The sequence below is a fragment of the [Pantoea] beijingensis genome (assembly GCF_022647505.1).
In the GTDB taxonomy this organism is placed as follows: Bacteria; Pseudomonadota; Gammaproteobacteria; order Enterobacterales; family Enterobacteriaceae; genus Erwinia; species Erwinia beijingensis.
In genome coordinates this window covers 4,038,228-4,051,974 of sequence record NZ_CP071409.1, presented here as the reverse complement: position 1 = coordinate 4,051,974, position 13,747 = coordinate 4,038,228, and the positions used below count along the sequence as shown (strand labels likewise).

The 13,747-nt window shown below is 47.9% G+C and carries 12 protein-coding genes and 1 rRNA gene; 8 read left to right on the top strand and 5 right to left on the bottom strand.

The window, feature by feature from the left end:
- Positions 1–21: 21 nt before the first annotated feature.
- Positions 22–137, top strand: a 5S ribosomal RNA gene (rrf, locus tag J1C60_RS18360).
- Positions 138–252: 115 nt separating this feature from the next.
- Here rrf and mobB read toward each other — a convergent pair.
- Both mobB and mobA read right to left on the bottom strand, forming a co-directional pair.
- Positions 253–792: a molybdopterin-guanine dinucleotide biosynthesis protein MobB gene (gene mobB / locus J1C60_RS18355; RefSeq protein WP_128175332.1), complete on the bottom strand. Its 540-nt coding sequence runs from the start codon at positions 790–792 to the stop codon at positions 253–255.
- On the bottom strand, positions 793–1,380 hold the full coding sequence (gene mobA, locus J1C60_RS18350) for a molybdenum cofactor guanylyltransferase MobA (RefSeq protein WP_128175334.1): 588 nt from the start codon (positions 1,378–1,380) through the stop codon (positions 793–795).
- Positions 1,381–1,456: 76 nt separating this feature from the next.
- Here mobA and J1C60_RS18345 point away from each other — a divergent pair, with 76 nt between their 5' ends.
- From J1C60_RS18345 to spfP, 5 genes are all read left to right on the top strand, one after another.
- Positions 1,457–1,726 carry a YihD family protein gene (locus tag J1C60_RS18345; RefSeq protein WP_128175336.1) on the top strand — a complete coding sequence of 90 codons (270 nt, stop codon included), beginning with the start codon at positions 1,457–1,459 and terminating at the stop codon, positions 1,724–1,726.
- Positions 1,727–1,935: 209 nt separating this feature from the next.
- Positions 1,936–2,922 carry a serine/threonine protein kinase gene (locus J1C60_RS18340; protein WP_128175337.1) on the top strand — a complete coding sequence of 329 codons (987 nt, stop codon included), beginning with the start codon at positions 1,936–1,938 and terminating at the stop codon, positions 2,920–2,922.
- A gap of 25 nt (positions 2,923–2,947) precedes the next feature.
- Positions 2,948–3,577: a thiol:disulfide interchange protein DsbA gene (gene dsbA, locus J1C60_RS18335; protein ID WP_128175339.1), complete on the top strand. Its 630-nt coding sequence runs from the start codon at positions 2,948–2,950 to the stop codon at positions 3,575–3,577.
- A 529-nt stretch (positions 3,578–4,106) separates the two neighbouring features.
- Positions 4,107–6,902, top strand: a complete 2,796-nt coding sequence (gene polA / locus J1C60_RS18330) for a DNA polymerase I (protein WP_128175341.1) — start codon at positions 4,107–4,109, stop codon at positions 6,900–6,902.
- Between the two features lie 387 nt (positions 6,903–7,289).
- Positions 7,290–7,337 carry a small protein SpfP gene (spfP, locus tag J1C60_RS18780; protein WP_071892919.1) on the top strand — a complete coding sequence of 16 codons (48 nt, stop codon included), beginning with the start codon at positions 7,290–7,292 and terminating at the stop codon, positions 7,335–7,337.
- A gap of 127 nt (positions 7,338–7,464) precedes the next feature.
- Here spfP and yihA read toward each other — a convergent pair whose 3' ends face one another.
- Positions 7,465–8,103: a ribosome biogenesis GTP-binding protein YihA/YsxC gene (gene yihA / locus J1C60_RS18325; RefSeq protein WP_182611436.1), complete on the bottom strand. Its 639-nt coding sequence runs from the start codon at positions 8,101–8,103 to the stop codon at positions 7,465–7,467.
- Between the two features lie 679 nt (positions 8,104–8,782).
- Between yihA and yihI the strand changes: the two genes are divergently transcribed.
- Together yihI and hemN are read left to right on the top strand one after the other, a co-directional pair.
- Positions 8,783–9,307 (top strand): Der GTPase-activating protein YihI, encoded by a 525-nt coding sequence (gene yihI, locus J1C60_RS18320; RefSeq protein WP_128175345.1) that lies wholly within the window; start codon positions 8,783–8,785, stop codon positions 9,305–9,307.
- 251 nt (positions 9,308–9,558) lie between these two features.
- On the top strand, positions 9,559–10,932 hold the full coding sequence (hemN, locus tag J1C60_RS18315) for an oxygen-independent coproporphyrinogen III oxidase (protein ID WP_128175349.1): 1,374 nt from the start codon (positions 9,559–9,561) through the stop codon (positions 10,930–10,932).
- A gap of 115 nt (positions 10,933–11,047) precedes the next feature.
- On the opposite strand, the gene glnG is transcribed toward hemN, so the two are convergent.
- Positions 11,048–12,457 (bottom strand): nitrogen regulation protein NR(I), encoded by a 1,410-nt coding sequence (gene glnG, locus J1C60_RS18310; protein ID WP_128175351.1) that lies wholly within the window; start codon positions 12,455–12,457, stop codon positions 11,048–11,050.
- Positions 12,458–12,465: 8 nt separating this feature from the next.
- The gene (gene glnL, locus J1C60_RS18305) at positions 12,466–13,515 is read right to left on the bottom strand and encodes a nitrogen regulation protein NR(II) (RefSeq protein WP_128175353.1); all 1,050 of its coding nucleotides are present in this window, start codon (positions 13,513–13,515) and stop codon (positions 12,466–12,468) included.
- Between the last annotated feature and the right edge of the window lie 232 nt (positions 13,516–13,747).

Sequence of the window (13,747 nt, the reverse complement as noted above, 5' to 3'; positions counted from 1 at the left end):
GAGCGTCACGAAAAGAATTTGCCTGGCGGCACTAGCGCGGTGGTCCCACCTGACCCCATGCCGAACTCAGAAGTGAAACGCCGTAGCGCCGATGGTAGTGTGGGGTCTCCCCATGCGAGAGTAGGGAACTGCCAGGCATCAAATAAAGAAAGAAGCCTCCTGCGAAAGCGGGGGGCTTTTTTTGTTTTGGGCCCCTGAGTTAACCGCGGGAAATGCCACCTACCCCTCCGAGCACGCCATAATTGTTACGACTCACATGCTGATTATTCTCTCCGTATTTGCCTTCCTGGAAAATAGTATTAACCAGTTAATAATGAAGTCAGCGATCTGCTCCGGATTATTCAGATCGAGCACTGGCACATCTACATTCAGCTCACTATCGCTAGCGACTGCGATAACATGTTTATCTAATAACTCACTGATATTACTACTATGTTCTTCGCGCCAGAGCGCTATCTTTGCTATCTGCTCATGCTTAAAGCCTTCAACGAGGATGATATCGAGTTGAGACGCATCCATTTGAGCGGCTAAATATTGTAGATCAAGTTCTTCATGCCGGGGGGCCTCAACGATCAGCGCCCAGCGTTGCTGACTGGCAATCATCACCTGATCGGCGCCGGATTTACGTAATTCATAGCTATCTTTTCCTGGTGTATCAACGTCCATATTATGATGGGTATGTTTAATGACTCCGGGGCGGATACCACGTGCTTTCAAGACAGGAATAAGCTGTTTAAGTAGGGTCGTTTTACCGGTACCGCTCCGGGCGGCGATAGCAAGTAATGGCACCATTTAATGGTTCTCCTGATAAAATTTCATATCATCAGGCGTATTCATATTGATAAAAACCTGGGGATCATCGTCAAAAATAACGGCGTGTCCACCGATTTGCTGTAGAAATAGCATTAGTCTACCGTGGCCTTGTGAAAGTTCCTGTTCTAATCTGTCGGCAACGCTGTGATGGATAATTGATAGCGTAGGATGATCATTATTGTCATTTCGCACCCAAACGGCTTTTGCCTGTCTTTTAGCGCTCCACAGGCGTGTGATCAAATCCAGGGGAATGAAAGGTGTATCACACGATACGAATGCAGCCCATTCAGTATCGATCGCACGCAGCGATGCCAGTATACCAGCTAAGGGGCCTGCGAAATCTGGATGAATATCTGAAACCACAAGACAGCCGCTTTCCTGATAACGTGTGATATTCCTATTAGCGCTAATCAATGTCTGCTTTACCTGGGGTTGCAGTCGCTGTAAAACATGATGATAGAGAGGTACTCCGTTTAATGAAATGAGCCCTTTGTCTTCACCATTCATTCTGCTGCCACGGCCACCGGCAAGAATAATGCCTGTTATCTCCTGCTGTTGTAAGGACATCCGTACAAAGCCTCTCTTTTAATGTGGTTTTAAGCCTGTTAACGTAACGGCTATTCTCTTTGAAAGGAATGTTGCGATGAAAAACCACCGTCTTAATGAATTAGTCTCTCTTCTTCAGCCTGCATGGCAAAAAGAATCGGATCTAAACCTGCTGCAATTTTTACAGAAACTGGCCAATGAGTCAGGTTTTACTGGCCCAATGACTGAATTGACGGATGATATCCTAATCTATCATTTGAAAATGCGTGATGCTGAAAAGACCGACGCTATCCCCGGACTTAAAAAGGATTATGAAGTGGATTTTAAAACGGCACTATTGCGTGCACGTGGTGTGATTAAGGATTAAGACCTAAGTCTATAAGGTTTGTCATTTAAGCATACTTCCGCTGTGTTTCAGGCTGTCGGCTTGTTACCTGCGTGGCTCTTTATCTTATTCGTGGATTGCGGTAAACGGCTCCCATTCTACCCCAGACAGGATTGTTGCCATCCGGCAACGCGAATTATTTAGGGTATACTGATTGCTGATAAATGTTAGCGAAATGGTGAGCACGTAAAATGACAATACCAGCCTTCAACTTTCAGACGTTAAATCCTGATACGATTATTGATGCGTTATGGGATACGGGCTTACGCGTAGAGTCGGGTCTAACGGCGCTCAACAGTTATGAAAACCGCGTTTATCAGTTTTCAGATGAAGACAAGAAACGTTATGTGGTGAAGTTCTACCGGCCTCAACGTTGGACGCTGGAGCAGATCGAAGAAGAGCATCAATTTTCCGTTGAGTTGGTTGAAGACGATGTCCCGATAGCAGCCCCTATAATGCTACAGGACAAAAGATTACATCAACATGAAGGATTCTGGTTTGCCATATTCCCAAGCCTTGGTGGGCGACAGTATGAGACCGATAACTACGATCATATGGAATGGGTCGGGCGTTTCATTGGGCGAATCCACCAAACGGGTAGAAAAAAACGTTTTACAGAGCGTCCGACTATTGGCTTAAAAGAGTATGTGATCGAACCTCGACAGATATTGGAAGCGACGCCACTGATCCCTAAGTCGCTAAAAATTAAACTGTTGGAAAGCCTTGACCGCCTGATCGATACATTGCAGAGGTGTTGGCATACCAACTGGGCTCCACTGCGTTTGCACGGCGATTGCCATCCCGGGAATATTCTGTGGCGCGATGGGCCACTTTTTGTTGATTTAGATGATGCGCGTAACGGTCCGGCGATTCAGGATCTGTGGATGCTGGTGAATGGTGAACGTCAGGAGCAACGCCTTCAATGGGATATTTTGCTGGAGGCGTATGCCGAATTTAGTGATTTTGACCCACATGAATTGTCACTGATTGAACCTTTACGTGCCATGCGTATGGTTTATTATCTTGCCTGGATTGTTCGCCGCTGGCAGGATCCTGCGTTTCCGAGAAGTTTTCCCTGGATGACAGATGAGGATTTCTGGCGCAGACAGATTTCCATTTTTAATGAGCAAGATAAACTGTTGCAGGAACCGCCACTGCAGTTAATTCCTGCGTTTTGATGTTTTATTAGGAGAGATTTTCACGATGAAAAAGATTTGGTTTGCGTTCGTTGGTTTAGTTCTGGCGTTTAGCGCTTCTGCTGCACAGTTTTCTGATGGACAGCAATACATCACCCTTGATAAACCTGTGACGGGCGAACCTCAGGTGCTGGAGTTTTTCTCGTTTTACTGCCCCCACTGCTATGAATTCGAACGCGTCTATCATGTTAGCGATACCGTGAAGAAGAACCTTCCTGAAAACGTCAAGGTAACAAAGTACCACGTTGAGTTTCTGGGGGGCGATATGGGTAAAACCATTACTCAAGCTTGGGCTGTTGCCATTGCGCTGGGAGTCGAAGATAAGGTTACAGCACCTATTTTTGAAGGCGTTCAAAAAACTCAAACCATCACCGATCCAGCCAGTCTGAAAGACACCTTTGTGAAAGCTGCGGGCATCAAGCCGGAAGATTATGATGCAGCCTGGAATAGCTTTGTCGTTAAGTCACTGGTTGCTCAGCAGGAAAAGGCAGCAGTTGATGTTGACTTACGTGGCGTGCCGGCGATGTTTGTGAACGGCAAATATATGGTAAATAACGGTGGTTTAGACACCAGCTCTATGGATAATTACGTTCAGCAATATGCTAACGTTGTTAAGTTTCTCGTAGCGCAAAAGTAATCATATACCGTATTGGAAAACGTCGGGTTCACCGGCGTTTTTCGCTTTCTTTCCTGCTCTTTACCGCGTAGTCCGGATAGTTATTTCTGGATTAATTGTTTTATTCCACAGGAATTTCTCGCCTGAAACGCGCCTTTATATCCGCAAACTTTCGTGCGTTAGTTCTATTGGCTGATTTGTGGATTTCTCTTCGCTTAATAAGCACGCCGTAGTGCACAGTAATTCGCAGTATTTTGGGGTAAATATTTATATCCACATAAAATGACCTGATAAAAGATGGCTTCATCGTTACCCGAAAAAACATTAACTATATGAAAAGGCTATTTTTTTATTTTTATTGTTTTGAATATTTGTGTAAATAACAATATGTTAGTAAAATTACACACAAACTTATCCACAGGATTGATCGTGGAAGATCTCCCTCAATATCGAAAAGTTTACCGCTTTGCCTCTCAGTAATTTCAACTTTATGCCTTAGCTGTGGCATCCTAAAGTCCATTCAAATGACTAATGAAGACCGTGACGACTTATGGCACAAATTGCAGAAAACCCGCTGATTCTGGTAGATGGCTCCTCGTATCTCTACCGTGCATACCATGCATTTCCCCCGTTAACTAACAGCGCGGGGGAACCGACTGGCGCTATGTATGGCGTGCTTAACATGCTACGCAGCCTTTTGCTGCAATATAAGCCAAGCCATGTTGCGGTCGTGTTTGATGCAAAAGGTAAAACCTTTCGCGATGAACTTTTCGAGCATTACAAGTCACATCGTCCACCGATGCCCGATGACTTACGGGCACAAATAGAACCTCTGCACAAAATGGTTACGGCGATGGGATTGCCATTGTTAGCCGTTACTGGCGTTGAAGCGGACGATGTGATTGGCACCCTTGCGCTGCAAGCAGAGCAACAAGGGCGTGCCGTATTGATCAGCACCGGTGATAAAGACATGGCCCAGTTAGTTACCCCAAATGTCACGCTGATTAATACCATGAACAACGCTATCCTTGGCCCGGAAGAGGTTAAGGAAAAATATGGTATTCCACCGGCGTTAATTATCGACTTCCTCGCTCTGATGGGCGACTCCTCCGATAATATTCCCGGTGTGCCCGGTGTGGGTGAAAAGACTGCGCAGGCTTTATTACAGGGGCTTGGTGGGATCCAAACAATCTACGAGAACCTTGATAAAGTGGCCGATCTCTCTTTCCGTGGGGCGAAAACCATGTCCACCAAACTGGAACAGAATAAAGAGGTCGCGTTTCTTTCTTATCAACTTGCAACGATCAAGACAGACGTCGAACTGGATGTCACCTGTGACACTCTCAACGTCAATGAACCCGCGATTGAAGAGTTATCCGCGCTTTTCAGGCATTACGAGTTCAAACGCTGGACCACGGATTTGGAAGAGGGTGTATGGTTGCAGGGGAAAAAAAGCGGGGCTTCTGTAACAAAGTCGGTAGTGAAAAGCATCGAACAGCAACCAAATGAAGCAGAAATAAACAGTATCCTTTCATCTGATGGCTATGCCACCATCCTTGATGAGCAAACGTTTGAAATATGGCTTGAGAAGCTGAAAGTGAGTGATGTTTTTGCTTTTGACCTTGAAACCGATTCGCTGGATACCATCAGTGCAAACATTATCGGCTTGTCGTTTGCGGTGGCGCCTGGTGAAGCAGCCTATTTACCGGTGGCTCATGACTATCTGGATGCACCCGCGCAACTCGATCGTAATGCGGTACTGGCGCGTCTAAAACCGCTGTTGGAAGATGAAAAAGCCTTAAAAGTAGGGCAAAACCTGAAGTTTGATCGCGGTGTACTAAAGAGCGCGGATATTGAGCTCCGGGGCATTCGGTTTGATACCATGCTGGAATCATACATGCTCAATAGCGTTGTGGGTAAACATGATATGGATAGCCTGGCTTCACGCTGGCTTAACCATAAGACGGTGACCTTCGAAGAGATTGCTGGAAAAGGTAAAAATCAGCTGACCTTTAATCAGATAGCGCTGGAGCAGGCGGCACATTACGCCGCAGAAGATGCGGACGTGACGTTACAGCTGCATTTGAAAATGTGGCCAGAGCTGGAAAAAGAGCAGGGGCCAAGGGCCGTGTTTGACACGATCGAAATGCCGCTGGTTACCGTGATCTCTCGCGTTGAACGTAACGGTGTACTTATTGATCAGGGCATTCTGGCCACGCATTCTAAAGAGCTAACCATCCGGCTTGCGGAACTTGAGCAGAAAGCACATGAGCTGGCTGGCGAGCCGTTTAATCTTTCATCACCTAAACAGTTACAAACTATTTTGTTTGAAAAACAGGGCATCAAACCAACTAAAAAGACGCCGGGTGGTGCTCCATCAACCAGCGAAGAAGTTTTAGCCGAACTGGCACTTGATTACCCCTTACCAAAAATCATCCTTGAGCATCGTGGTTTGTCCAAGTTGAAATCTACTTACACCGATAAACTACCGCTGATGATTAACCCGCATACTGGCCGCGTGCATACTTCTTATCATCAGGCCGTAACAGCTACCGGGCGTTTGTCTTCAAGCGATCCAAATCTGCAAAACATTCCTGTGCGCAATGAAGAAGGACGCCGTATTCGTCAGGCATTCATTGCATCAAAGGGCCATCGTATTATTGCGGCAGACTACTCGCAGATTGAATTGCGCATTATGGCGCATTTGTCACAGGACAAAGGGTTACTCACGGCATTTGCCGAAGGTAAAGACATCCACCAGGCTACTGCAGCAGAAGTGTTTAGTATTTCGCTGGATAAAGTGACTCATGAGCAGCGCCGCAGTGCTAAAGCCATTAACTTTGGTTTGATTTACGGAATGAGTGCTTTTGGTCTTTCACGGCAGTTGAATATTGGCGCGGGTGAGGCGAAAAAGTATATGGACCTCTATTTTGAGCGGTATCCTGGCGTATTGCAGTATATGGAAAGTACACGGCAGCAAGCTTCTGAGCAGGGTTATGTTTCTACCCTTGATGGGCGTCGTCTCTATTTACCTGATATTAACGCCAGCAACGCTATGCGGCGTAAAGCGGCTGAACGTGCGGCAATTAATGCGCCGATGCAGGGCACGGCGGCGGACATTATCAAACGGGCCATGATTGCCGTTGATGGCTGGCTGGAGATGCAGAAGACGACTGATGTGAAAATGATCATGCAAGTGCATGACGAGTTGGTGTTTGAGGTAAAGGAAGAGGCGGTGGAAAGGGCAAGTCAGCAAATTCGGTCGTTAATGGAAGGCTGTATGAAACTTGATGTGCCATTACGTGTGGATGTTGGCGTTGGTGATAACTGGGATCAGGCGCACTAATTGCTCCCTGAATATACTGGGTGCCGTATTAACCATGAAGTCATTCTGGGAACTCAGTAACCTGGACGTACAGATACAGCGAACTGCTGTATGACGAAGAATCATTATGATGACCGACCGGATCGTACTCTCTTCTCGCGTTACCCGGCGGTCATAAGAAAAAAGTTTACTTAATCGGTTCAGCTTCAGCTGCGATAGGGTTATGGCGGTTAAAGCCGCTAAGTTTATATGGTAAAAGCATTTTTTTAGTAATTAAGCTACATGGAGTGCTGTGTTTTGTGACTTGCGTAGGGAAAATACTGCGTTTTGATGAAAATTAACTACAGAAAATGCTTTTTTGGTCAGAAAAAATCAGGTAGAGTTCAAGGCGTAGGGTACAGAGGTAAGATGTTCTATCTTTCAGACCTTTTACTTCACGTAATCGGATTTGGCTGAATATTTAGCCGCCCCAGTCATCTAATGGCTGGGGCGTTTTTTATGGTCGCGACCTTGCCATTTCATTGGCTATTCGTTAGGCGGACCCCGGTGAACCCTCTATAGTCGTCTACCGGGTTGCCACTGTTTACTCTTCTACGATGTAATCTTCTTCTGTTGCGGGTGGGATCTCGCTATACCAGCTGTCCAGTTTTTGACGCAGCTTATCCACGCCGATCTTTTTCAACGATGAAAATAACTCGACCTGTACATCACCCATAAATGCCATAGACGCTTCACGCACCATATTCAGCTGACTTTTTCGTGCGCCAGAAGCCAGCTTATCGGCTTTGGTTAGTAATATCAGAACGGGAATACTGCTTTGTACCGCCCACTGAACCATCGATTGATCGAGGTCTTTTAGCGGGTGGCGAATGTCCATCAATATCACCAGGCCTTTGAGGCAATTGCGCTTTTGCAGATATTCCGCCAGTGCACGTTGCCACTTCTTCTTCATCTCTTCGGGGACCTGAGCGTAACCATAACCAGGCAGATCCACGAGGCGTACGCCCTCTTCAACTTCAAATAAGTTGATCAACTGCGTCCGTCCCGGGGTTTTACTGGTACGCGCAAGGCTTTTTTGGTTAGTTAGTGTATTCAGCGCGCTGGATTTACCGGCGTTCGAACGGCCAGCAAACGCCACTTCAATGCCGGTATCGGCAGGAAGATGGCGAATATCCGGGGCGCTGGTGACAAAATGGGTAACGTGATAATTCCAGCCAGACAAAATAGAAACTCCGAAAGTCGATGTAGCGATGGCGTGATTATACCTGTAAAGCAGACAAAGCGCCCGATAGCCTTTAATACCCTACCTATCCGACCATACGTTGGCAGTTCTTTCTGTGCGACTGAGGTAGCGGCGATGGTAAGCGACAAAGATTTTGGTTTTTTTTTGTTCGGTAATGGTTTTTTCCTCTTTAAGTATGCCAAGTTTACTTGTGAGACATTGACCATTATTTATGACAGCTTAAGCTTCTTTTTATTGATGCCATTAATTATTTATTTTTTATTTATCATATGGTTAGTTTTTTCTCCTTAAACGAAATGCTAACGAACACTTTCCCTGTCTTGTCTGTTTGAGCATTTAGTCTAAAGTAATCCACAGAGTCTGGATGACTCACTTCAGGACGAAGCACTCAGGGATTGTCAGGATGACAAAGAGTCAGGAGCAGGGAATCAGGCTTATGGAACCGGCCTTGAAGGAAAAGGACACGCTCGGGATGAGTGGACAGCAGATGGAAAAACTGGGATGTTGATTGCATAAAAGGATGTAAAGGAAGACCGTCCTTCTACGGAAGGTGCGAAAAAAGGCGACAGGGTGACCTGCCGCCTTTTTTCTTTGTCCGCTTTCTGCTAGATTTCGCCGCAATTCTATACTGAATTAAAAATCTCTGAGAGCAGAAAACATGAAGCAACCTGCACGAGCGCCGCAGGGTAAGACTGCCGCGCCAAAAGCCAAACGTAAAGCATCGCGTGAAGACCTGAACCAGCAAGCCCGCGAACGTAAGCATGAAAAGAAACACCGGGGGAATGCCTCCGGTAGCCGCGCTAACCCCGCGGTTCAGGAGCAAAAAAATACACAAGCTCGCAAGGTGAAAGATCCGCGTATTGGCAGTAAAAAACCGATCCCTCTGGGTGTGGAAGAGCCGGTAACGAAACCCGTTAAGGTGAAAACCGAGAAGGTGGAGAAAAAACCGGTGCTTAGCCCACAGGAAGAGCTGACGCAGCTGGAAAACAGCGAGAGGCTGGATGCATTGCTTGATCGCCTGGAAAATGGTGAAGTCCTTGCGGCCGAAGATCAGGCATGGCTGGATCAGACGTTGGACCGAATTGATGTTCTGATGGAACAGTTAGGCATTGAATTAGGCGATGATACTGAAGATGAAGAAGCTGAAGAAGATATGTACCGCTTGCTAAAAGGTGGAAACTGATTGGCGTTCTGCCGCCAGTTCTGGCGGCATTCTGCCCGTAAAATGCCGTAGCTGGAGACTTCTCTGCTAATGTTTTGGCTTGGATCAATTTTAGTCCTGCTGGTGGCGTGTTATCTGTTTTGGTTATTCGCTAAACTACGGCGTCTGTCGCGGCTGAAGTCCCAACTGCGGCGTGCCACCGTCACCCGGCAGCTGAAACAGCATCCTCCCGCACGACGGTCAGCAAGGCCACGTAAATGGAAGGAGTAATCATGTCACTGCCACTCATTGAATGGGACCTCGATCTCATTCAGAAGTACAATTATTCCGGCCCACGTTATACCTCCTATCCCACCGCGCTTGAATTTAATGAAGGCTATGGCGAAGATGCTTTCTTGCTGGCGGCAAAACGTTATCCCGATCGTCCGCTCTCGCTTTACGTGCATATCCCTTTTTGTCACCGGCTCTGCTATTTCTGTGGATGTAATAAAATTGTTACGCGCCAACAGCAAAAAGCCGATCAATACCTTGATGTGCTTGAACAAGAGATTCGCGCGCGCGCGCCGCTATTTGCCAACCGTACCGTTTCACAGATGCATTGGGGCGGCGGTACGCCAACTTACCTGGACAAAAAGCAGATTACCCGCCTGACAGGTTTATTGCGTGAGTGCTTCCATTTTAGTGCTGACGCCGAGCTATCGATTGAAGTCGATCCGCGCGAAATTGAGCTGGATGTGCTCGACCATCTTCGCGTTGAAGGATTTAACCGCTTGAGCATGGGCGTGCAGGACTTTAACAAGCAGGTTCAGGAGCTGGTCAATCGGGTTCAGGACGAAGACTTTATCTTTGCGCTCATTAAGCGCGCCCGCGACCTTGGCTTTAGCTCAACCAATATCGATCTGATTTACGGATTGCCCAAGCAGACGCCAGAAAGTTTTGCATTTACCCTGAAAAAGGTCGTTGAGCTTGGCCCCGATCGTTTGAGCGTATTTAACTACGCACATTTACCTGAATTGTTTGCGGCTCAGCGTAAAATTAAAGATGCAGACTTGCCTGATGCTCGGCAAAAGCTTGATATTTTACAGCAAACAATCGCTACGCTGACGCGCGAAGGCTACCAGTTTATCGGTATGGATCACTTTGCCCGGCCTGATGACGAACTGGCGATTGCGCAACGTTCGGGATTATTACATCGTAATTTTCAAGGATATACCACACAGGGTGATAGCGACTTGTTGGGGATGGGTGTGTCCGCGATCAGCATGGTGGGTGACAGCTACGCGCAAAATCGGAAGGTGCTAAAAGAGTATTACGCCAGCGTCAGTGCGCAAGGCAATGCGCTGTGGCGCGGCCTTGCATTGACCTCTGATGATTGCCTGCGGCGGGATGTTATCAAGACGCTTATCTGCAATTTTTCGCTGGATTACGCTGCCATAGAGGCGCAATGGCAGATCGATTTTGTGGACTATTTTGCCGAAGATTTAGCGCTACTTGCGCCATTGATTAAAGACGGGCTGGTTCAATGCCACCAGGAAGGCCTTCGGGTAACGCCTAAGGGCCGTTTATTAATCAGGAATATCTGTATGTGCTTTGATAGCTATCTGCGCCAGAAGGCGCGGATACAGCAGTTTTCACGCGTCATCTAATACGGATATAAATTTTCGGTGTCCGCTCAGAATTAAGACGGAGCGGACACCGTCGGTAAAGCGTAAGAAGGCTAAAAATCATTTAATGAATAACCTTCTTACAGTATGCCGATGTTTACTCCATTCCCAGTTCTTTCAGCTTGCGCGTCAGGGTATTGCGCCCCCAGCCCAGCAAACGCGCAGCCTCCTGTTTATGGCCTTGTGTATGTCGCAGAGCAGTGGTCAAAAGGGTTCTTTCCATCTCCGGTTGTGCTTCAGAAAGCAGGTTCTGATGCCCGGAACGCAGTGCGCGATCGGCCCACTGAGCGAGTAAAGTTGCCCAACTATCTGGTAATGACTGAACCGGGTTATCGGGGGTTGTACTCTCAAATAACTCTGGTGGAAGATCCTGAATCAAGACTTCCTGGCCCGCAGCCATCACTGTGAGCCAGCGACAGGTATTTTCTAACTGACGAACATTACCGGACCAGTGAAGCCGGGTTAGCGCCGTTTCCGTTTCCGGATGTAGAATTTTAGCTTCCACGCCAAGTTCACGCGCGGCAACCTGGAGGAAATAGCGCGCCAGCCGTGGAATATCCTCACGACGCTCACGCAACGGCGGTAAATGAACGCGAATGACATTCAGACGATGGAACAAATCTTCGCGGAATTTGCCTTCCTGAACGCGCATTTCGAGGTTCTGATGCGTTGCCGCAATAATCCTGACATCCACTTTTACCGGAGCGTAGCCGCCGACGCGATAAAACTGCCCATCGGCCAGCACGCGCAATAAACGGGTCTGCACATCAAGTGGCATATCGCCAATCTCATCCAGGAACAATGTCCCGCCATCAGCCTGCTCAAAACGTCCCTGACGAATTTGGTTCGCGCCGGTAAAAGCACCTTTTTCATGACCAAAAAGCTCTGACTCAATCAAATCTTTCGGGATTGCAGCCATGTTCAGTGCGATAAAAGGGGATTTAGCGCGGGGGCTATGACGATGCAGTGCATGTGCCACCAGCTCTTTACCCGTCCCTGATTCACCATTAATCAATACGCTGATAGAGGAGCGGGACAGGCGGCCAATAATGCGAAATACATCCTGCATGGCAGGAGCTTCGCCAATGATATCAGTCGTGGGTCCGCTGACCGGCTGATTTCGTGGTTGTTGCTGCTCTTGATAATGGCTAATAGCACGTTCAACCAGCGCCACCGCTTCATCAATATCAAACGGCTTTGGCAGGTAATCAAAGGCACCTTGCTGATAAGCACTGACGGCCGCATCCAGATCGGAATGTGCGGTCATTATGATGACCGGAAGCATTGGATGACGCTGCTTAATCTGCTTAAGTAATGCGAGGCCATCCATACCCGGCATGCGAATGTCTGATAATAAAACATCTGGAGTTTTACTCGCGAGCGCCTCCAGTACATCATTACCGCTGTCAAATGTGGCGCAGCTTAAACCCGCTCCCGTGAGCGCACGTTCAAGTACCCAGCGGATGGAACTATCGTCATCGACGATCCAAACTATCCCTCGTTGCATAGAAACCTCTACTTCCGAATGGGCAGGTAAATCGAAAATTCGGTGTGTCCGGGCCAACTGTTAAACTCTATTTTCCCGGAATGCTGATCGATCAGACTTCGTGCGATAGAAAGCCCCAAGCCGGTTCCTCCCTCGCGCCCACTTACCATGGGATAGAACAGCGTATCTTGCAGCTGTGCCGGGATGCCTGGCCCGTCATCTTCAACATCAATACGTGCGACCAGGCGATAGCGTACGCCGTGTAATGTCAGCTGAAATGCCGTGCGCGTGCGAAGCGTAATCGTGCCACCATCCTCGCCTAACGCCTGTAGAGCATTACGCACCACGTTCAGCAACACTTGTTCAAGTTGATCGGGGTCATGTGGTAATTCTGGCAGGCTGGGGTCGTAATCCCGCACCAGAGATACGTTGTCAGGTAGCTCCATGGAAACCAGATTCACGACGCGCTCAGAAACCTGATGGATACTTTGCGTCACGTGCATACCCGGTTGCTGTGGACCTAACAGCCGGTCAACCAAATTGCGTAAGCGATCCGCCTGCTCAATAATCACTTTGGTGTATTCGGTGAGTGCCGGATCGGGTAGCGCTTTTGCCAGCAGTTGCGCTGCGCCGCGTAACCCGCCTAGTGGGTTTTTAATTTCATGTGCCAGGCCGCGTACCAAATCACGGGCAGCAACCTGCTGTGCGTGTTGAAGTTGTTCCTGGCTAAGGCGGCGCTGGTTATCCATTGGCGCCATTTCCATCAAGATAAAGCCATCCGGCAGGCGTTGGGCGGTGAGCGACATAATATGGGCACGGCTATCCACTACCAACGTCACTTCACTGTCAGTAAAGCCTTGTCCTGCGTCGAGGTTCTCGCGCATAACGTCAATATTTAGCGAGAAGTAACCCATCAGGTCCGGTAACGGGGTACCAAATAGCTTCCGGGAACTTTGTGCCAGCAATTGCTGCGCGGCTGGATTCGCATAATGAATCACTAAGTCGCTATCAATCAGCAAGATGCTATTAATCAGTGAGTTGAGAATCTGCCCAGCATCGGGCAGCGTGTTACTCGCCATGCCGCGCTCTCCTGCACTTTAGCTTGTCTCAACAGGCTATTTTATTGTCCGCTTATTTGTTGCCGGTCATCGCCAGGTTCAGCATGGACCACGACAAACTCATGGCAATAATAACGCCTGGTGAGGCAAGCACCATAATGGTGCATTATATTAGCAATACGTTATCAAGCGGAATGCGTGGAGAAAAAAGCCCATCCGAAGATGGGCTAACATTTCCACGGCAACAACATTG